Source organism: Pedobacter sp. HDW13 (genome assembly GCF_011303555.1).
In the GTDB taxonomy this organism is placed as follows: Bacteria; Bacteroidota; Bacteroidia; order Sphingobacteriales; family Sphingobacteriaceae; genus Pedobacter.
Genome location: NZ_CP049868.1, coordinates 2,982,294 through 3,003,305, shown reverse-complemented (window position 1 = coordinate 3,003,305; position 21,012 = coordinate 2,982,294). Strand labels below are relative to the sequence as shown.

Annotated in this window: 14 protein-coding genes; all 14 read right to left on the bottom strand. The window is 40.0% G+C overall.

What is annotated here, in order from left to right; all coding sequences use genetic code 11:
• Window positions 1-160: 160 nt before the first annotated feature.
• Window positions 161-1,123: an acetyl-CoA carboxylase carboxyltransferase subunit alpha gene (locus G7074_RS12780; protein WP_124561532.1), complete on the bottom strand. Its 963-nt coding sequence runs from the start codon at window positions 1,121-1,123 to the stop codon at window positions 161-163.
• Window positions 1,124-1,673: 550 nt separating this feature from the next.
• A complete protein-coding gene (locus G7074_RS12775) occupies window positions 1,674-3,233 on the bottom strand; it encodes a S10 family peptidase (protein ID WP_124561531.1) in 1,560 nt (519 codons plus the stop codon).
• A 149-nt stretch (window positions 3,234-3,382) separates the two neighbouring features.
• Window positions 3,383-3,769 carry a hypothetical protein gene (locus G7074_RS12770; RefSeq protein ID WP_124561530.1) on the bottom strand — a complete coding sequence of 129 codons (387 nt, stop codon included), beginning with the start codon at window positions 3,767-3,769 and terminating at the stop codon, window positions 3,383-3,385.
• Window positions 3,770-3,798: 29 nt separating this feature from the next.
• Window positions 3,799-4,860 carry a DUF5007 domain-containing protein gene (locus tag G7074_RS12765; protein ID WP_124561529.1) on the bottom strand — a complete coding sequence of 354 codons (1,062 nt, stop codon included), beginning with the start codon at window positions 4,858-4,860 and terminating at the stop codon, window positions 3,799-3,801.
• 11 nt (window positions 4,861-4,871) lie between these two features.
• On the bottom strand, window positions 4,872-5,573 hold the full coding sequence (locus tag G7074_RS12760; protein ID WP_124561528.1) for a fasciclin domain-containing protein: 702 nt from the start codon (window positions 5,571-5,573) through the stop codon (window positions 4,872-4,874).
• Window positions 5,574-5,584: 11 nt separating this feature from the next.
• Window positions 5,585-6,769 (bottom strand): RagB/SusD family nutrient uptake outer membrane protein, encoded by a 1,185-nt coding sequence (locus tag G7074_RS12755; RefSeq protein WP_166208701.1) that lies wholly within the window; start codon window positions 6,767-6,769, stop codon window positions 5,585-5,587.
• Window positions 6,751-7,035, bottom strand: coding sequence for a hypothetical protein (locus G7074_RS12750; protein WP_166208698.1), 285 nt, complete (start codon window positions 7,033-7,035; stop codon window positions 6,751-6,753). Before G7074_RS12750 ends, G7074_RS12755 begins: the two co-directional genes overlap by 19 nt.
• Before the next feature lie 11 nt (window positions 7,036-7,046).
• Window positions 7,047-10,196 (bottom strand): SusC/RagA family TonB-linked outer membrane protein, encoded by a 3,150-nt coding sequence (locus G7074_RS12745; RefSeq protein ID WP_124561526.1) that lies wholly within the window; start codon window positions 10,194-10,196, stop codon window positions 7,047-7,049.
• Between the two features lie 387 nt (window positions 10,197-10,583).
• Window positions 10,584-12,164: a SusD/RagB family nutrient-binding outer membrane lipoprotein gene (locus G7074_RS12740; protein ID WP_166208695.1), complete on the bottom strand. Its 1,581-nt coding sequence runs from the start codon at window positions 12,162-12,164 to the stop codon at window positions 10,584-10,586.
• Between the two features lie 19 nt (window positions 12,165-12,183).
• Complete coding sequence (locus G7074_RS12735) at window positions 12,184-15,459, bottom strand: SusC/RagA family TonB-linked outer membrane protein (protein WP_240916532.1); 3,276 nt, start codon at window positions 15,457-15,459, stop codon at window positions 12,184-12,186.
• Window positions 15,460-15,646: 187 nt separating this feature from the next.
• The gene (locus G7074_RS12730; RefSeq protein WP_124561524.1) at window positions 15,647-16,711 is read right to left on the bottom strand and encodes a FecR family protein; all 1,065 of its coding nucleotides are present in this window, start codon (window positions 16,709-16,711) and stop codon (window positions 15,647-15,649) included.
• Window positions 16,712-16,929: 218 nt separating this feature from the next.
• On the bottom strand, window positions 16,930-17,484 hold the full coding sequence (locus G7074_RS12725) for an RNA polymerase sigma factor (RefSeq protein ID WP_124561523.1): 555 nt from the start codon (window positions 17,482-17,484) through the stop codon (window positions 16,930-16,932).
• Window positions 17,485-17,616: 132 nt separating this feature from the next.
• Window positions 17,617-19,497, bottom strand: coding sequence for an alpha-amylase family glycosyl hydrolase (locus G7074_RS12720; protein WP_124561522.1), 1,881 nt, complete (start codon window positions 19,495-19,497; stop codon window positions 17,617-17,619).
• A 124-nt stretch (window positions 19,498-19,621) separates the two neighbouring features.
• Window positions 19,622-20,995 carry an MFS transporter gene (locus G7074_RS12715; RefSeq protein WP_166208692.1) on the bottom strand — a complete coding sequence of 458 codons (1,374 nt, stop codon included), beginning with the start codon at window positions 20,993-20,995 and terminating at the stop codon, window positions 19,622-19,624.
• Between the last annotated feature and the right edge of the window lie 17 nt (window positions 20,996-21,012).

The window sequence follows — 21,012 nt, the reverse complement described above, 5'->3', positions numbered from 1 at the left end:
TCAGCTTTGTGATTCAATCGCAAGTAAAAACCACCTTAACATCGTAAAAGACGACAAGCTACTAACACAATCGTTAGAAACGAGCGTGAGCAGAAATTTAACAAAAAAATCCTGTCCGGCATAGCCAAACAGGATTCAAATTTATTTTAGTTAATGATGATTATTCGTTAACGACACCCATCGCACAGAATTTATCAATCCGTTGTTCGATCAGTTTATCGGTTTTTAGCTTACCTAATGAAGCTAAATCTTTAAGAATGTATTCTTTTAAGGTTTGCCCCATCAATTCAGGATCCTGGTGCGCACCGCCCAAAGGCTCAGGAATGATCCCGTCAATTAACTTATTGCCGAACATATCGTCAGACGTTAGTTTAAGGCATTCTGCTGCTTTTTCCTTAAAATCCCAGCTTCTCCATAAAATAGAAGAGCAAGATTCAGGAGAAATAACCGAATACCAGGTGTGCTCAAGCATATAAACCTTATCGCCAATACCAATACCCAAAGCTCCGCCTGAGGCGCCCTCTCCTACAACGACACAGATAATCGGTACGCGAAGGATTGACATTTCTAACAAGTTACGTGCAATGGCTTCACCTTGTCCGCGCTCTTCGGCTTCTAAACCCGGGTAAGCACCCATGGTATCAATAAAAGAAATTACAGGTTTATTGAATTTTTCGGCCAGGCGCATTAAGCGTAAAGCTTTGCGGTAACCTTCAGGGTTAGCCATACCAAAATTGCGGTACTGCCGCTCTTTGGTGTTTTTACCTTTCTGGTGACCAATAACCATTACTGTTTGGCCGTTTATTGAAGCAAAACCACCTATAATAGCTTTATCATCTTTAACCGTTCTATCGCCGTGCAACTCAATAAAATCATCACAGATCATGCTGATATAATCGAGTGTTTGCGGGCGGTCTGGGTGACGGCTCATTTGAACCTTATTCCAACCGGTTAAATTTTTATATAAGTTATTGGTAGTTTCATCTAATTTACCGTCAAGCTCATCTAAAGTGGCAGACATATCTACCTTAGTTTTTTCGGCAACTTGCTTAACTTTCTCTATCTGCTGAACCAGGTCGGCAATAGGTTTTTCAAAATCGAATGATGTTTTTATCTGCTGCATAATTGAACCACAAAAATAAGTAATTATTTTTAGTTTGCAGTGATGAGTTTTTGGTTTACAGTTTTACTATACAAATACCTGTCGCAAAGCAGATTATTATCTTCTACGATCTGGAAAGCAATTGCAGCTATCTTTCAGTTAAAGTAGCCCCACCCCGTTCTGCCGGTTGAAATCTGTGAAACAAGCAAGCATACCATAAATAAATAAAACAGATGCTTAAAACAGCATCTCACTATGGTCGGGTTTAGTTTACGCAGGCTTTTGCTACTATCAGGGAAATTTCCCTGCACTGCCATGGGTTATTTAGTTCTGATCCGATAGCTATCGGATGAAATGAATCCCGATTTTTTCATCGGGAGTAATGTAAAGCAGGACCAACATTAATTGTTGTACTGGTATTGTGCTCCAAAAAATTAAAAAGCAAAAAAAGAGGTCCGTAAAGACACGAACCTCGGCGGTGAGAGTTGACAACTTAAATGGCATTGCGTCTATAAAAGTTGTCAACTCTGGATTTGTGAATCCTAAAATCGGTATATCCTTAAAATCCTGATTAAAACTTAGCCGATTCGCCAGCTTTTGGCAAGGCTTTTTTAATAAACTCGCGGATATGGTTATTGGCTGTTTTTAAATCGTCTTTACGCAGATACATCATGTGTCCGCTACGGTAACCTTCCCAGCTCACCCTATCTTGTAGTTTACCGGCAGCATCTAACTGCCACATGCTATATTTGGCGTTGAAGTAATCGCAGGCACCATCGTAGTAGCCGGATTGTACGAGCAAATGCAAATAAGGGTTTTGAGCCATGGCCTGGCGCAGGTTATCTCCGGTTTGGTCGCCACTTTTATCCCACGGATAAACCGAGCCGAACATGTTGTACTTTAAATCTGTTTTATAATTAAGCTCATTGCGTAGATACATATTTATAGCCGGCGTGAAAGAGTGTAACCAGGAAGTTAACTCAGCATTATAATCAGGGCCTTCGCCAGCACTCATTTTATCTATACCGCGATAGCGCGAATCTAAGCGACCAACAGTAAAGCCTTTATCCCTTAATAATTCTTTCCAGAAAAAATCGGTAGGTACGTTGAGATTATGATCTAAAATTACCTTTTCAGAAAGACCTGAGTAACGGGCCATTTTACCTGCAATGGCTTTCTTTTTATCGGCACTAAGCATACCGCCTTGCGAAATGGCCGGAATGAGCTCGTTAATGGTAAACGTTTCTACCTCGGGTAACATTGCAGTTAAATCTTTGCTCTGTAAATCTGCTGCCAGAGCTTTATGGTACCAGGCCGTGGCCGCGAAATAAGGCAAACGTAAAGCTGCATCAACCGGGCCACTACGCTCAATACCCAGCTCGGTAGGTGAAACCAATACAACTCCGTTTAAATACATCCACTGGTTGTTTTGCAACTCAAGCGCTAATCCCGAAACGCGTGTAGTACCATAACTCTCGCCAATTAAAAATTTAGGCGAGGCCCAGCGGTTATTGCGGGTTACAAAGGTATTTATCCACTCGGCCAGGTATTTAATATCAGCACGCACCCCAAAAAATTTATTGCCGGGAATATCTTTGCTCACCGCTCTCGAATAACCTGTGTTTACCGGGTCGATGTAAACCACATCGGCCACATCTAAAATAGAATATGGGTTTTCTTTATAACCATAAGGCTGAACGGGATAACCCTCATCATCAATATTTAATACCACAGGGCCAGTGTAGGCAATGTGCATCCAAACAGATGCAGAACCAGGACCTCCGTTAAAAGAAATCACAAGAGGCCTTTTATCACGGTTTTGTACATCACTGCGTTCGTAGTAAGTATAAAACAAACCTGCAATTGGTTTTCCATCTTCATCCCAAACTGGCAGGGTGCCGGCAGTTGCCTTATAGGGCACGGCCCTACCATCAATAGTTACAGAGTGATTGCTTACCACTGTACTCTCTACTTTTATATTCCGCTCGTTGTTACCCGGTTTGGCTTCTTCCTTAACGGTAACCTGTGTGGCGGTAACAGTTTCTTTTGACTGATTTTTTTTTGGGCCTTGTTGGGCCTGGACCATAAGACCTCCTATTAGTAAGGTGGCTAGTACAAATCTGAATTTCATTGCGTTAGTTGGTTTGGTTTCTAAATATCAAACTATTGTATGGTTAATCAAAAATCGCATTAGAAATGTTACCAATAAAAAAGCCTGCATTGCTTTTGGCAATGCAGGCTGCTTAAATGTTAAAATCTAAATTCGCTATATGCAAATATTTATATCACTGCTTCCGCTGTGGCACTATAAATTTGCCAGCCACTTGTGGTATTTCCGGTAATGGTAACATAGATGTGGTAGTCGTAGGTACCATCTGAAATATAGCCCTCAAATTTATCTACATTAATTGTACCTCCCGAATGTGAAACATTGGTTAAAGTAACGGTACCAACTCCTTGAATAGTGGTTGTTACAGCACCATAAAGTTGCCCCGCATTATACTGGGTAGTTGCTACTCCCGGTACACTATTATCAGCTGTAAAGTTTTTGGTAATTACGATAGGAGGCAAATGTTTGACCGCACTCTTGGCTACATCCGGCTTAAAACTACTGAATAAACAAATGGCAGCTGCCAGGATTAATGCAAAATAACGTGTTGTTTTCATGTTTTTTTAAGATTAAGTTGTTTATAAATTTATTTTTTGGTGGCTGCTAAAATAACTTCGTACAAATATTTACCCGGTCTGTTTATACGTGTATTAAACCTAACATTCAGTTTAACTGGCCTTTTGCTCCAGGTACCGTAAGGTAATTGCGATGGCGGTCCCCAAATTGGAGCGTTTGCTGTGTCAATAGATGCAATGTTGCTGGCATTAATCCGATAATAACAGTTTATACCGTTACTTTGTGTATCCCAATAAAGCGCAGGGAAAGGACTAGTAGCATAATCGTAAAGCACAGCTGTATCGGTAACAGTAGTTTTATATGCAAAAGTACCTAGGGTTTTAAGGTAAGTATTACCACTTGGTCTTTGTTTGTACTCTGACGGAGTAATTAGCGCGCCGTTTTTATCTTTAAATTTAAGTACAACCTGATTTGGAGAATCGGCAATACGCTTAATTTTCAACCATGCTGTAGTTGAGCGACCTACGGTAGCATCAATCCAATCTGCATCGTAAGCAAACCTGATTGCGGTTTCGCTGGTTGCCTCAACAGCAAGTGAGTATGGTGCATTAATATACTCATACTCTACCTGTGGTGCCAATATAATGGTACATATACTATTGTACACTTTTGTGCCGTTTGGATTTTCAACCTGGATATCCAGCAAATACTCTCCCGGAGGGATATTGTTACTTCCCTCATTAAAAACCATTTGCCCGCTGGCAGGTGCTACTTCGAAAGGCGTTTTCTTAACGCGAGTTCTTTTCGCATTGATTAAAGCAAGTGTGGTATCAGTTCTGGGATCGTAAGGTAACTTCCAAACATCTAACTCATACTCTTTAAAAAATTCATCGGCACGTTTTCCCGTTGCTTTATTCCGAACATTTAACAAGGTTACTTTAAACGGTGGTGTTGATGCATCTGGTATTAATCCTTGCGACAGATAAAACGAGCCTGCATTAACCCTTAAGGGATTTGAAGAATAGCGCAGGTAATCACTTAAAAAGCCTTCTTTTACTTTTCTGCAGGCATTTAAGCTTACGGCAGCTATGATAAGGCAAAGTATGCCTCCAAATAAATATATCTTTTTCATAAAATATTGCTTTAAAAATCTTTTACTTTAAATGTCCATGGATGCGAATTGCTCAGTACATGAACAATACCGTTTGTGGTTTGAATACCTGAAGTTTGACAAACAGTACTTCTATCTAACAACGCAGGATCTCCGGTTGGATCTTCCATTTTACCATTTACCATAATATCTCTGTCTCCCAGTACTTTTACAAAATAGACCAACCTGGCGTCAGTGGTTATAATCCCATCCACAAGGTAACCTGTTGTTTTTGTATAGGAGATCAGGAAATTTTCAGCAGGAGCCACCACCGAGTGGTAAATTTCTCCGGCTTCGGTAAGTTGTCCGTAGGAGATTTTACCTTTAAAAACGTAAATCCCCAGCGAATCGCGAAGCATGGCAGGTGTAAAATATTTAAAAAGAGAATCTAAAGTATACTTTTTGTTCTCATCGATTTGACGGGCTTCATCACGCTTAATGTTCAGAAAGTTATTAATCGAATAATTGTTGGGTACAAAGAAGGTCACATCTCCGTTAATGATATCTTTTAAACCCGCTTTATCAATCACCATTAAAGTCGTATCGAAAACCTTTTTAGGATGCGACTTTAAAAAATCGTAAGTATTAAAATTCACCTTTGGATTGCTTAGCCCTCCATCGATAATGCCGTTGCCTTTTTTACAGCCGAAAAAAATCGCTACAGCTGCAAAAATTATAAATATGTATCTTTTCATGTTGTATATGCTTAATATTTACCTTTCCAAAATTCGGTTTGGTTAATGAGGTTGTTGTTTTGCAGAATACTGTTGGCAATTGGCCATCTCCAGCCTTTAAGTGTTTTACGGGCATCAGTCATCCAGATTGGGCTACGGTTCATCCTTACTCCGTCGAAGAAATTCTGCCCTTCGCCTGCAAGTTCGCGTACACGCTCGTTCATAATGTCAATTTTTAAGAGGTTACCCACAGCACTGCTCGCCCCAGTATTTGCTCTTGTTCTTACCACATTCAAAGCTGTTTTCGATTCAGGATCCCTGTTCAGCGCATTCAGTGCTTCTGCCTTTAATAAGTACATATCTGCTAAGCGGTAAATAATCAGATTACTCTCGATGTAAGGCTCGGTTGGCGTTTTGTAACCCACATCACTGTATTTTATCAAGAGATCGATATCAGCGCTGCTACTGTAGCCATAAAATTTTTCTAACCGGATATCTGCAGTGTTTGGATAGATATTGAAAAGAAAGTCAGGATTAACATAATACAAAGGCTTACCGAAACTATTTGTGTAAGGCTCCATTAAGGTTTGAAAACCAATACCTCCATAGAAATAAGCTTCCTTTTTTGCATTTGAAGAAGGGATTACAAAAATATTCTCTTTTGAATTGGTATTCTTAAATGGCATTCTGATATTCTCGCCAGTTTCCAATCCGTAGGTATCTACCCTGTTAATAATAGAATCGGTATAAACCAGGGTCTTAGCATAATCGTGTCGCCAAGCGGTAACGTGCGCCAGCAGTCCTAAAGCTGCGCCTTTATTAGCCCTTGCCCGTTGATATTGCGTGGTGCCTTCAAAAGTCATTAATGCCGATGCCTTTGTAGCATCACTGATTACCTGATCGGTAATCTTTTCTTCCGGCGACTGTGCCAATAACTTAATTTGTTCTGCAGTATAAATCGCGTCATTTTGTAATGGTACTTCGCCCCAAACCCTCGCCAGGTAGAAATAGCACAGGCCACGCAAGAAATACGCCTCGCCAATAATATAGTTCTTCCCTTTAGCACCACCTGCAAAAGAAGCATCGGCTATAGTTGGCACCTTATCTATAACAAGGTTACAAACATTAATTACTTTGTACCAGTTGGTCCATGTATGTGCACCACCTTCACGATAATAAACGGCATTTAAACCTCCATTTACATAAGGACCCTGCATGTTGGTATCATCAGTTTTAAACTCACCGTAAGGTAAATCGCCCCAAATAAAGAAAGCATTATCTGTATATAAACTGGTACGTAAAAGCGCATAAGCCCACCTATAGCCCCTTGGGCATCAGATTCATTTTTCCAGAATTTATCATCGTAAGTGGCATTATCTAATTCATTATCTAAAGCCTTTTTACAGGATGGAGCAATTAATATGGTTAGTAGCGTTGCTATAATGAGCAAACTACTTCTTGTTTTTTTATAATTCGTTTTCATCTGCTTATTTATTAAAATTCTACCTGAAGACCAAAGGTGTATTTTTTAGGGATAGGGTAACCATCGCCAAAATCATATCCTTGCGCATTTACTGCCTCAGCATCAATTCCAGAGAATTTCTGGAACATCACCAGGTTATCAACCATAGTGTACAGTTTTAATCGGTTAATGCTTAACTTTTTCATCCAGGGATAATTTTTTGGTGTAAAATCGTAACTCAGGTTTACATTTTTAATCCTAACATACCAGCCTGGTTCTACGTAAAAGCTCTGATTAGACCTGAATACATATAAACCTGCAAAGGGATTGAGTGCTGGGAACGTAGCATTATCGCCAGGTTTACGCCAGTAATTGTATTGCTCATAATCTCCAATTGATGCTCTGGCCAAATCTTCAGGATCACCATAAAATAAGCCATTAGATAATCGCTGTGCCAAAGTGCTGTTTACAATGGTTCTGCCCAGGGTAAACGTGGTAAAAACAGACAATGAGAAGTTTTTATACCTGAAAGCATTGTTAATACCACCCGTAGCCTTTGGATTTGGATCGCCATAAAAGGTAATATCATTTTCACCATTGTTATCAGAAATTTTATAATCTCCACTGATATCTCTCCATTTTGGCATACCCAAAATTAATGTACCCCATTTGGTGCTACCTACCTGCCCAGTGTAAGGGTTTACCAATAAATCGTTTATAGAGTTAATTACGCCATCGGTAATGTACATCTGAAACATGTTTAGCGGCTTACCTACTACATAGATGGTCCCATTGCTATACAAATCGCGGTTTCCGTTTGGAAGCGCGGTAACTATATTTTTATTGAATGAAATATTAATTGACGGGCTCCATTGAAAAGCAGACTCCGGTTTAAAAACCCTACCTGAAATCTGAAATTCAAGTCCGGAGTTTCTAACACCTGCAGCATTGCTTAGCGAGGTGCTGTAACCAGAGGTTTCGGGTACCAGTACCTTTAGCATTTGTCCGGTCGTATTTCTTACATAAGCATCGGCCGTAATACTTAAGCGGTGTTTAAAAAGGTCTAAATCTAAACCAATATTGGTTTGTGCCGATTCTTCCCAGGTTAAATTATTGTTGGTTAATTTATTAAAGTTTGGGTAGATTACCGGAACACCATCGTAAGTGCCGGCGTTGCTACCGTTATAACCTGCACCACCAAGTGCAAAGCTATTATAACGATCGTTATCACCAATACTGGCCTCATCGCCACTTAAACCCCAGCTAAACCTTACTTTTGCCATATCAATCCATGAAATATTTTTCATGAAATTTTCCTCTGTAGCTACCCAAGCAGCAGAAAACGAAGGGAAAACGGCCCATCTGTTATCACGTCCAAATCTTGAGGATGCATCGGCCCTGAGGTAGGAATCGAAAAGGTATTTTTCTTTATAATCATAGTGTGCACTGCCAAAGAACGAAAGCTTGGCATAAGTAGAATGATCTGATCCACCTGATAAATCTCCTTGCGCAACACCAGACACTACTTTGATATTATCATTCGGAATCCCTTCACCCGCTACATTTAACGATTTATTATCGCGGCTCTCAAAAGCCTGTCCGGCAAGAAAATTTAAGTTATGCGTTTCGTTAATGCTAAAGTGATAAAGTAAGGTATTGGTAACTAAATACTTTAAGCCTTCGCTATATCCCGAATAAGCATAAGCCCTCCCATTGTATTCGCTTCTGGCCGGACTAAAGAAATCTCGTTTAGACGAACTATAGTTAATGGCTGCCTCGGTGTTAACAGAAAGGTTTTTAACAATATTATAGGTTAACTTCGTTACAATACTCACATTATTATCAGAGTTGTTATTCCGTACAGCGTTATAAGGTGCGTCTATATCTGCCCTATCCTGATCGGATAAATAAAACAATGAAGAGGGCATACTTACAGGATTAATTTTAAATGCATTGCGATAGCCCTGCTCTTCTGGCCTAACCCTGCCTGCCAGTCTTATCCCCCTGCTTAAACGCAGTGAAGTTTGCATCTGAAATTTTTCACTGAAGTTTGCACCTAAATTCGCATTAATAGAATAGCGTTCGTAGCCAGTAGCTTTAATAATTCCTTTCTCATTGTAGTGGCCAACACCAACACGGTAATTGAATTTTTCACTTCCACCTGATACGGCCAAATCCTGATTAGAAACTGTGCCATTCTGGTAAAATAAATCCTGCCAGTTGTTATTATTATTAAATGAAGGATTTAAACTATCAGTTAACATAATCGGAACCCGGTCTCTTAACTGTGTAGGGTTTGCGTAGTTATAAATCAGATCGAGTTTTCTTCTTCTTTCTTCAGCACCAATAACAGTTTGTAAAAAATCGGGTTGCTTAACTATTCCGTAATAAGTATTAAAACTTACTTTCGGGACACCAGCTACTCCTCTTTTTGTTTTAATCAAAATTACACCGTTTGCACCCCTCGAACCGTAAATGGCTGCTGCAGATGCATCTTTCAATACATCGATAGATTCTACATCATTAGGGTTTAATGAGGTTAAAAAATTGGTTCCGGTTTGGGTGAATGATTCGACCTCATCTTCTGATATCGGTAAACCATCTATAACATACAGCGGGTTACTGAAGGCCCTGTCGCCATCAAATTCTCCTGCCGACATGATCCGGGTATTACCACGCACCATTAAAGAGGTACTTACCCCTGGCTGACCGGTAAAGTTTTGTACGTTCACCCCAGGTAATTTACCCTGTAAAAGTATGTCAACACTAGCAGCCGGAAGATTCTCGATATCTTTACTGGTTACTGTGGCAAGTGCAGCGGTAGAGTTTTTTCGCTTTATTTGCTGATAACCCACCACAACCACATCTGTTAATGATTGTTGATCGGGATTAAGGTTAACGTTAATTTCGCTACGCCCATTTACCTGTACTTCTTTTAATTTGTAGCCTACATAACTGAAAATTAAAGTGGCCTCTTTTGAGGCAGTTAAGCTATACCGGCCGTTTCCATCGGTACTTACTGCTGTTGTGGCATTTTTTACCTTTACCGATACGCCGGGTAACGACAGGCCATCGTCAGAGCCCTTGACAACTCCGGTAATTTTTAACTGGGCTGATACGGACGTAACAACCAGCAGAAAAACGGCAAGAAGGCCGATTTTTCGGATGTAAAATTTGGTCATGAAAAAAAAATTAGGTTTGATTAGTTGTTATTTTTACCGCTTACAATAAATTATAACCAGTAATTATTTTGGGAACGTTAGTTTTGTTTGTTATCTTAAAGGTAAGGTCAAACAAATCACATTTTTTTACAAAACAATGCGCAAACGTTTGATCGATATTCTATGAAATAAATCAAAAAAACCTCACCTAAAAATTTAGTAATTGTTTATTTTAAAGGATATTTGAGGGATTATTACAAAATAAAAATGTAAAGGCTACATTAACGCTAAAACGCCACAAATTATAGCACAAACGTTTGACTGAACAGGGATTTCAATACCTTACCACATAAAAAAAACCGACACTGTTTTTAGCAATGTCGGTCTGTAAAAAAGGGATGATTTGTTTTATTTATCCCACCATACTTTACCTACGAGTTTATCTCCACCCGGAACAGCGGCTGATGCAGCCTTGTAGTTCGTGGCATTAGATACACCTTCAAAAAGCGGGTAAGGAAAACGACGGGGAATTGAGCCACCGGTGTTGGTATTAGGATATACCACAGGAACTAAAGCTGGAATTCCAGTTCTTCTCCAGTTAGACCAGGTTTCGTAAAAATCGAGCATGGTGATGGTATGTGCCCAGTATTGCGTAGCAATCATATCTAAACCATTTGTTGGTACATAAGGATGTGCAGTTAAATAAGCAGCAGCATCGGTTGCACTAACAGCCATTGCAGCATCGTACTGCGAAAGATAAGTCATAGCAGATGTTACACCTGCATTATAATGTGTAGCGGCCGAACCTCCAATACCATAACGTTGGGCAGCTTCGGCCCAAAGTAGCTCAGTTTCTGCATAGGTAAGGATAAAGGTATTGCCATTTCGTTTTAGCATACCTGGGTTTGGTGAAGAATAATCTGTAAAATCGGTATAAGATGGATCCTGACGGACATCTCTACCAGCAATACCACTTAAATCTTTACCGTTTGGCATTCCCTTTTGTACCGAAGCTGTGGTAATATAAGCTGGGTTCTGGTCTTTAGTCCCATCAGTTAAATACAATTTGGTTACTGCTACTTTACTTAAACGCGGGTCGTTATTGGTTTTTAAGTAGTTGATAAATGTACTGCTCCATCTGGTATAAAAATTCTCCTGACCGCCATCACCCAATAAAACCTGGGCATTTCTGTTTTGGGTAACACGGCTACCGTTAACATCATGCTTGAAAAAAGCATTATCTGCATCGCCTGTCATGGTTTTACCCACCGCCTTGTTAATATAAGTTTGTGCTAAAGTCGCATCTGCTTTGGTTAAACGCATGGCCATACGCAACATTAAACTGGCAGCAAATCGTTTCCATTTTGCAATATCCCCGGCAAATACCAAATCGCCAGTTACTGCATCTCCACCTACGCTTAAAGCATTCCCTGCCTCATCAACCTCTTTCAACAAATCGGCATAAATGGCTTGTTGTGCATCATATTTAGGGTACAAGTTTCCGGTATAATAACCTTTACCTGCATCAAAATAAGGCACATCGCCATATAAATCGGTTAAGCGTTCAAAAATTAAGGCTTTCCAGATTCTGCCCATTTGGTAAACATTGTTGTATTGGGTTTTACCTTTGGTAAATTCTACCAGATCGGCAGCGTATTTTACCTGATCGGGATAGGCTTTTTCCCAGTAAGCGGCTGTATAACCTTCGTTTAACATGTATTTATCTCCTGCCCAATACCCAATTACCGACGACATTCCCTGCATCATTGTAGAGGCATAAATTAAATTCCCCCGCCAGGTTTCGTAGGCAAAATCGATGCTTCCGGTATAGTTTAACTGCGCTGTTGATAATAAATAATTAGGATTATATTGTTCTTGCCCAACCGAAACCGGGTCTGTATTAATTTTTTCGAAGTCTTTTGTACAACCAGTTATCAATGCTAATCCAGATAAAATAAGTGGTATGTATAATTTTATGATCGTTTTCATTTTCAATTCGTTTAAAGGATTATAACTTAACACTTAAATTTAAACCATAGGTGCGCACAGGCGGCACACCGCCTAACTCCATACCGGGAAAAGTGGCATTATAACTCGATTCGGGATCGATATTATCCGTCTTTTTCATGATAATGAATAAGTTACGCCCAACAAAACTTAAATTGAGACCTTTAATCTTATTGTTGAACATTTTTGCCGGGAAATTATATCCCAATATCACCTGTCTGAATTTGACAAAGCTGGCATCCTGAACAAATTGTTTTGATACGTTGTTGGCATAGGTGGTATAATAATTGGCTGCATTTATACCCAATGCATCGCGGTTTTCTAAAGTAGCCTGGTGAAGTCCGAAAACATAACCGTAGTAATCGGTTGCCGAGAAAATTTTTCCACCCCATTTACCATCAATTAAGAAAGATAGGTTAACACCTTTATAGCTAAATTCGTTATTCCAGCCTGCACCCCATTTCCCATAGGCAGAACCGTAAGCTTTTAATTCGCCTCTTTCTGGCGCTCCGTTGGTATCCTTAACAATATTTCCGCTGGCATCGTATTTAAAATCGTAAGCCATTACCTGTCCAACTGGCAAGCCTGCTATGTTTTGTAAAAAACCAACATTACTTCTTGAAGTGGCCAGTAGCTGAGAAGCGGTACCTGGTGCCAGCGTAATTACCTTATTATCGTTGTACGATCCGTTTACGCTTGATGTCCAGCTGAAATCTTTATTTTTTAGCACCACGCCAGAGATTAATGCTTCGACACCCTTGTTTTGTAATTCGCCGATATTTAAAGTGGCACCATTGTAACCAGTGGTAGTTGAAGTAGGTACATCCAGAATTTCATCACTCGATTTTTTGTTATACCAGGTCAGATCAAGATTTAATCTATCGCCAAAGAAGCGCATCTCAGTACCAATTTCGAGCTCTTTCGCTTTCGAAGCAAATAATGATGCATTTGGGATAGATGAATTTACGATATTCCCAATCGGACTTCCGTTAACCGTTTCGCTGCGCAGGTTATAATACAATTGCGTTTTAAACGGTAAGGCTCCTTGCCCCACTACAGCGTATCCTGCCCTTAATTTACCGAAGCTTAAGAAAGATGGCTTCCATAGTTCGGAAAAAACGAACGAACCGCTAATGGCGGGATAAAATACGCTTAGTTTATTATCTTTTCCTGGTGTTGCTAAAGTAGAAAACCAGTCGCTTCTTCCACTTCCCGTTAAGTAAAAGATATCTTTATAAGTAAATTCTAAAGTACCATAAATGGATTGTGTTTCCTGATCGCTTTGGGTAACGCTAACCGTTTTCCCGCCGGTATTGGATAGGGTATAGATTCCAGGTATCTGGAAGGAACCGCCCTGGTTAGTAGTTTGCGTTAATTTGGTGCGGCGATAACTAGCGCCGATATTTGGCGTAATCGAAAAATCGTCTATTTTGAAAGATTTACCGATTAAACCATCCACATTGATATCAGAAAAATTTGTTAACTGTTCAGTGTAACCTCCATCCAGATCGTAAGCCGTTCCGGAAGGTGTTACGCCCAAATAGGTCTCGTTATACGCATCTCTACCAGCTCTTGCCTGCAAAAATAATCCATTATCGAAAGTATATTTTGCATTGGCCGAACTTAGTAAACGTTCTTTTTTGGTGTTATGGATAAATTCGTAAGCTGCAAACCAGGGATTAGTTGCGTAAGGATTACCTGTATTATAAAGGATTTCGTTTCCTTTATCGTTTTTCCATGGTTTTAAATCATTAATATTTATACTGGTTGGTAAAAAAGCAGCGTTGTAATTGGCATTACCAGCACCATCCGAAACCATTGGACGGTTTTTAGCTTGCTCTAAAATATAGTTAAAACGCGCATCCACAACCAGGTTTTTAACCGGATCGAAAGTACTTGACAGGGTAAAATTCTGTCTGTTCAGGCCTGAGTTAGGTACAACAGAATTGTTGTGCAAGTCGCTTCCCGAAACGCGGATTACCCCGCCGGTAAAGGTTTTATTTAATGCTAAAGTATTGGTAAAGCTATTTCCCGTTTTATAAAAATCCTCGATATTACTTTGCTGAGCGGAATAAGGCCTGCTTACTCCATCAAATTGTATCACATTCGAGCCATCCAATCGCGCACCCCAACTCGATCCGCCCGTAGAGGCTGCAGCGAGTTGAGTAGCTGGTTTTTGTCCATTTACACCCTGACCATAAACATACTGCCAGTTTGTCCTGTCCATCACCTGCTCGCCCACATAGTTGCTGTTAAACTCTATGCTGTTTCCCTTACCACTTTTTGTGGTGATTAAAATTACACCAGCTTTGGCACGATAACCGTATAATGCTGCTGCTGCCGCCCCCTTTAAAACCGAAATACTTTCAATATCATCGGGATTTAAATTGCCGATGGCATCACCACGGTCGGGCGCATTATCATATTGCCCGCCAGAGTTACCAACGGAGTTTGCGTTGAATCTGCCCACCGGCTCGCTCTCCATGGGAATACCATTAATTACATATAAAGGCTGACTGCTTTGGCCCAGACTGGAAACACCGCGGATAATAATACTGGTTGCTGCACCAGCACCACCTGACGTTGAACTAACATCTAAGCCGGCAACTTTACCTACCAATGAGTTTAATACACTATTTTCTCTTGCCTGGGTTAAGGTTTCGCCGCCCACTTGTGTAACCGAATAGCCTAATGCTCTTCTTTCTTTCTTAATACCTAAAGCAGTAACTACCACATCGGTTAGTTGCTTGGTATCTTCTGTTAACACAATATCAATAATGGTTTTAGTCCCGATTGAAATTTCTTTGGTTTGAAAGCCTGCGTAAGACACAACCAGAACTGCATTTTCGGGAGCATTTAATGCAAACTTACCGTTTATATCAGTAGAGGTACCAATACCGGTACCTTTTACCCGCACACTGGCACCGGGTAAAGCACCTCCAAGTGCATCTTTTATCGTTCCCGAAATCGGGACTTCCTTATTCTTGCTAATGACAATTAAGCCGCCATCAGAAACAGAATATTTCAGGTTGGTTCTATTTAATATAGCTGCCAGCACATCCGTAACCAAAGTATTGGTTACAGTAATGCTTACATCCCGGTTTACAGGTACGTAAGAAGAGCTGTAAACAAAATGGTAACTGCTCTGCTGCTCAATAATCTGTAAAACCTTTGCCAGCTTTGTTTTCTTGACATCTAACGAAATTTTTTCCTGGGAAAAAACAGATGCTGAAACATTAAGGCAAGTAATGAAAACCATAATACAGGCTAGTTTCATTAGCATAATGAATTTTAAAAGCATCCTGTATCTCGGATGCCCTTGCAGTAAGTAATAATAAATCATATTTTTGTTTTTTTTGGTTGCATAAGTTCTTGGCAGCAATCTGTTTGCGCATAAACTGCCATTAATTAATCAAGAAAGAAACCTATAAGGGCGGTGCTCCAACACCGTCCTTTTTTTGGCCTTATTTCGAAATGGTTATCTGTTTTCCTTTTATCTCATATTTAAAATTATTTTCGGTTGCTTTTAATGCGTGTAAAACTTCTTCAATACTCTCGTTGGTAATGGTTGCTGTAAAACGGTATTTTTCGATCTCAGGATCTTTGAAGCTGATTTCTACGTTATACCATTTTTCGAGGACGTTTTTAATTTCATCAAAATCCTGATCGTAAATTTCGATCCGGTTCTGGGTCCAGGCGGTTTCTACAATGGTACTATCTTTAATTTTAGTGTAATGGTTTATAGTAATTTCTGGCTTTGGTGTAGTTGGTTTAACCAGTTTGTTATGCTGCTTTGGAGCCACAATTTTATAAAAAGTAACTTTCTGGCTGGGTTTTAAAGTAATGGTACCGCCATTACCACTTACGGCTTCCATGGTAATTAAACCGCGAATCAGTGTTGCTTCTGATGTAATTTCGTCGGGGTAAGCTTTAACGTTAAATGCAGTGCCCAGCACATTGATGTTAAAATCGCTGGTATGTACTTTAAAAGGTCTGTTTTTATCGTGCGCCACATCAAAAAAAGCTTCTCCGGTTAAGGTTACCTCGCGGCATTTATCGTTAAAACCTTTGGTAATGGTTAAATTACTTTTCGCATTCAGCAAAACAGAGGTTCCATCCTGCAGCATAATTTTTTTACGCTCGCCGCTTTTAGTGGTAAAACTATATAACTGCTGTACTGCGTTCTGGTTACCTTTATTAAAATATAAGCGATATAAAAGTGCTGAGCTCAACACCAAAACTATCGCTGCTGCGATTTTTAACCAACCATAACTTTTAAGCTTTACAGTTTCAATTACCGGAAACATCGTTTCTGCTAAATTTTCGCGCTGTTTATTTAAGGGGCGTTTATTTCCACTCAGTATCACATATAATTTTTTTGCCTCTGCTATCACCAATGCCTGCTCGGGATGGGCATTAATGTATTTCTCCCAATATCCAATGCAGAGTGCATCTGTTCCAGCACAATACTGCTGAAAAGTACTATCGACAAGGAAGTCTTCTGCATTGAATTTACTTCTATCAACCATTTTATTTTTGCCTTTTATATATCAGTGCCTAAAAGCTTTACTTTTTCCTAAGGAAATTTTAACTTTTTTTTAACACAACGAAATATATGCCCTGAAGAGCTCGGGAGAAGGAAATTTAATTTCAACAAAATGGTCTATTTATTCGCTAATTAATGGCAAGTGAAATAGGACGGTGCACAACCGTGAATGAATTACCGGTAAGCAAATGATCGAATGAACTAGCCCTTAAACTCTTTCCTCAATATTTTGAGTGCATCGTAAATGGTATTGTAGGCTGTTTTAATAGTTTGATTGGTTTGTTCGGCTATTTGCTCATAACTAAAACCATCAAAAAACTTTAAATGGATAAGCTGTTTTTGGCGGAAGGTTAGTTTTTCTAAAGCACTTTTGAGCTGATGTTTCACCAGTTCATCGCTTTGTACTTTTACAATAAATTCTTCATAACTCATTTCCATCCAATCGCCATCGGCACCTGCATTAAAAAGGGCATCGTTAATTTTGCGCTTTCTTTCGAGAATCCGTAGCAGTTTACGTTTAAGAAAGGTTCGGAGATAGGCTTCCACATTTTCGACCCTTGCCAGGGTTTCGTGTTTTTCCCAAATGGTGGTAAAAACCTGATCGGTAGCTTCGCTTGAAGTATCGGCATCGGCGCATACCCTAATCCCAAAATTAACCAACGGATAATAAAGTTCTGCATAGAGATCAAAAAACGCATCCTTATCGCCGGCGCGTAGCCGTTCCCAGAGTAAGTGATGCGTTAGTTTATCTTTCATTGAAAATGCGTTGTTGTTAAAGCAATATTAACTAAAAACAACAAGATTATTACCAACTTGCTTAATAAAGCGCGCAGGTTTTTAAAAGGATCCAGCCATCCCCGCAGGCGTTAAATCCTGTGGGGGTAGAAATTATTTTAAAGCCGTTTTACTGAAAATATGGTACTCACCAGGAGCCAAATTTGCGGTGTAGGTGTTGGAAGATAAGCTCATGCTGGTGCCAGTAGCATCGAGCCATGCACCGGTGGCTCCAAAATCGATATTAGCGGCCTGATTTACCACGTCGAAATTGCCTACCACAATTACAGTATTGGTACCTTCGGTTAATTTAATGTATTTAACGTCTCCGGCCAGATTATAAGTAAAACTGGTTGAATTAAAAATACTGTTGTTCTTTTTTAGCCTGATGAATTTTGCATAGGCATCGTATAACGCCTTGCGGTTAGGATCGATAAAATATTCCCACCTGATGGGTTTATCGCCGGTTCGGCCATTAAAATCGATGCTCACATCGTAACCCAACTCACCAAACTGCCAAATCATTTTAGGGCCCGGCATGCTGAATAAAAAGGCAGCGATTAATTCTTCCCTTTTCAAAGAAGTAGCCAGATTGCCTTTTATCATATAACTACCTGATCCGTTGCCGTAGCTGATGTTTTTAAAATTTAAGCGTTCTTCATCATGACTTTCGCCATAGCTTACCAGGTTTTCTGATTTAACAAAACCATGGTTGGTATAAAAGCCCCATTGAAAATTAGAACCGCCCAGCCAGCCCATCGTAGCTTCGTTCATATCGTGATTCAGGTTGTTCCAAAGCATCATACCATCATCGGCCAAAACCTTCTCTTCTGTTTCTTCTGCAAAATGCTCCAGTATTACATAAAAATTAGGATCTACACTTTTAATATAACTGTTGTAGTCTTTCCAGATCGCAATACGGCCGGCATCATAAAGCCTAAATTGTGCATCATCGGTTGATGATTTCTGGGTAAAGCCTTTGGAAAGATCGAAGCGGAAACCATCAATTTTGTACTGCTCCATCCAAAATTTGATGACATCTTTTGAAAACTTTTTCGTTGCCGCACTTTCGTGATTCAAATCGTAACCTACGTTGAAAGGGTGTTTGGCATCAACATTAAACCATGGACTCGAACCAGTTGGCTTTGAACCGTCAAAATATAGCTGCACCATCGGCGACTGACCAAAGGAGTGGTTCAGTACCATATCCATAATTACCGCAATACCTTTTCCGTGGCACTCATCGATAAAATTTTGCAAAGCCGTTTTGGTACCATAATATTTATCGGGTGCAAAATAGAATGATGGATTATAACCCCAGCTCAAATTGCCCTCAAACTCATTAACAGGCATCAGTTCTATCGCATTTATGCCTAAACCGATCAGGTAATCTAATTTGGCCAGCGTTGAAGCATAGTTATGATCGGCAGTAAAATCGCGTACCAATAGCTCATAAATAACCAGGTTGTTTTTATCAGGTCGGCTAAAACTGGTGTTTTTCCAGCTGTAAACCGGCTGATTGGCTTGCATGATGCTCACAATTCCGGTCGTTTTTCCGGTTGGATAGGCTTTCAGATTGGGATAGGTAGCCGCCGAAATGTAACTGTCGTTATCGGGATCTAAAATCTTTTCGCAATACGGATCAGCCACTTTAAGGTTTCCATCAACATAAAACTGATAGGCATATTCTGTATTAGGGTTCAGGTTATCTAACTGAATCCACCAGTAATTTCCATTGGGAGTATTTTTCATTGCCGATGAGGTGGTAGACCAATTGTTAAACTCACCGATTAAAGAAACCGTTTTTTTTCCTGGCGCATAAAGCGTTACAATGGCCGATGTTCCATTATTAATAAAAATAACGCCATCTTTTGCCCCGGCGGGTAAATCGGATGTTTGGTTTACCGGCGTAGGTTCAGGCGTATTGTTAGTCGCTTTTTTGCAGGCGGTATGCGTTGCTGCCATTAACAGCAAGAGATAAAATACTTTTTTCATTTGGTTAGAAATTATTTTTTTATAGACTCTCGTCATTGCGAGGAACGAAGCAATCTTACTACGACCGCATTAAATTGCTTCGTCGTTCCTCTTCGCAATGACGTTTAACTTATAAGTAAAAAGGTTAAACACTTCTATTTTCTTCTACTTCCAGTTTAGAAGCCAGCACCTGGTCGGTTTTCTTTTCGCGGATAAATAAATAACAAATTACAGCGGCGAGAATCATTAAGCCGCCACCCAACTGAACGGCCAGCAGCCTGTCGTTATTTAACACATTGCGCATTAACCAGCCAAAACCTAGTGAGGCAATAATTTCGGGCAGTACAATAAAGAAATTGAAAATCCCCATATAAATACCGATTTTATCTTTCGGTAACGAACCGCTTAGCATGGCATATGGCATAGAGAGAATACTTGCCCAGGCAATGCCTACCCCTGTCATACATAAATACAACATATTTTTATCGTGCACCCAGGCCACGCTAATTAAACCAACAGCACCGCAAATTAAACAAAGGGCGTGTGTGGTTTTTCGACCTAAAGCATCTGCAATTTTAGGAAGTACCAAGGCAAAGAGAAATGTAACCACGCTGTAGTATGCCAACGTTAAACTACCAAAATCGGCACCATGTGCATAAACCGGATCGGCCGCATCTTTACCCCCAAAAACATTAACGGCAACCGCGGTGGTATAATAAAACCACATTAAAAATAAGCCCGGCCAGGTAAAAAATTGCACAAGCGATACCACCTGCATCCTTTTAGGCATATTACGCAGGGCATGAAAAATCTCTCTGATCCCACCTCCAAAACCACTGTTACTTGCTTTTACTTTTTCTTTGAAATTAACATCCTGCGGGGGATATTCTTTGGTTGTAAGTACCGTCCACATTACAGCGGCAAAAAAGAAAAATGCACCGATATAAAAAGAGAACTTTACATTTTCGGGAATGCTGCCCTGCTCCGCAGTATTGGTTAAATGAAAAATATTGTTCATGATCCACGGTAAAGCCGAAGCTACACTCCCACCTAAACCAATCATCATGCTTTGCATAATAAAGCCCCGGTTTACCTGACTATCGGGTAGTTTATCGGTTACAAATGCGCGGAAAGGTTCCATGGCGATATTGCCAAAAACATCTAAAATCCACAATAAACCGGCAGCCATCCACAACACACTGCTGTGCGGCATAAAAATCAATGCAATACTACTAACAATAGCCCCTATTAAAAAATATGGCCTTCTTCTGCCCCACTTAGGATGCCAGGTACGATCGCTCAGATAACCAATTACCGGTTGTACCAGAAGTCCGGTTAAAGGAGCTGCTAAAAACAATAGAGGAACCTGATCGGGATTGGCACCAAGGTTTTCGTAAATACGCCCCATGTTGGCCCGTTGCAAATCCCAACCAAACTGGATACCGAAAAATCCAACGCTCATGTTGATAATCTGAACCAGTGTTAATTTCGGGTTCTCGAATACTGTTTTTAAACTCATGGTACTTAATTTGTTTT

Bases quoted from the DNA above. Each gene is read 5' to 3' on its own strand.
- G7074_RS12735 (WP_240916532.1), bottom strand. From the start codon at position 15,459: ATGAAACTAGCCTGTATTATGGTTTTCATTACTTGCCTTAATGTTTCA.
- G7074_RS12750 (WP_166208698.1), bottom strand. From the start codon at position 7,035: ATGAAAACGAATTATAAAAAAACAAGAAGTAGTTTGCTCATTATAGCA.
- G7074_RS12720 (WP_124561522.1), bottom strand. From the start codon at position 19,497: ATGAAAAAAGTATTTTATCTCTTGCTGTTAATGGCAGCAACGCATACC.
- G7074_RS12755 (WP_166208701.1), bottom strand. From the start codon at position 6,769: ATGCAGGGTCCTTATGTAAATGGAGGTTTAAATGCCGTTTATTATCGT.
- G7074_RS12745 (WP_124561526.1), bottom strand. From the start codon at position 10,196: ATGACCAAATTTTACATCCGAAAAATCGGCCTTCTTGCCGTTTTTCTG.
- G7074_RS12725 (WP_124561523.1), bottom strand. From the start codon at position 17,484: ATGAAAGATAAACTAACGCATCACTTACTCTGGGAACGGCTACGCGCC.
- G7074_RS12715 (WP_166208692.1), bottom strand. From the start codon at position 20,995: ATGAGTTTAAAAACAGTATTCGAGAACCCGAAATTAACACTGGTTCAG.
- G7074_RS12730 (WP_124561524.1), bottom strand. From the start codon at position 16,711: ATGGTTGATAGAAGTAAATTCAATGCAGAAGACTTCCTTGTCGATAGT.
- G7074_RS12765 (WP_124561529.1), bottom strand. From the start codon at position 4,860: ATGAAAAAGATATATTTATTTGGAGGCATACTTTGCCTTATCATAGCT.
- G7074_RS12740 (WP_166208695.1), bottom strand. From the start codon at position 12,164: ATGAAAACGATCATAAAATTATACATACCACTTATTTTATCTGGATTA.
- G7074_RS12770 (WP_124561530.1), bottom strand. From the start codon at position 3,769: ATGAAAACAACACGTTATTTTGCATTAATCCTGGCAGCTGCCATTTGT.
- G7074_RS12760 (WP_124561528.1), bottom strand. From the start codon at position 5,573: ATGAAAAGATACATATTTATAATTTTTGCAGCTGTAGCGATTTTTTTC.
- G7074_RS12775 (WP_124561531.1), bottom strand. From the start codon at position 3,233: ATGAAATTCAGATTTGTACTAGCCACCTTACTAATAGGAGGTCTTATG.
- G7074_RS12780 (WP_124561532.1), bottom strand. From the start codon at position 1,123: ATGCAGCAGATAAAAACATCATTCGATTTTGAAAAACCTATTGCCGAC.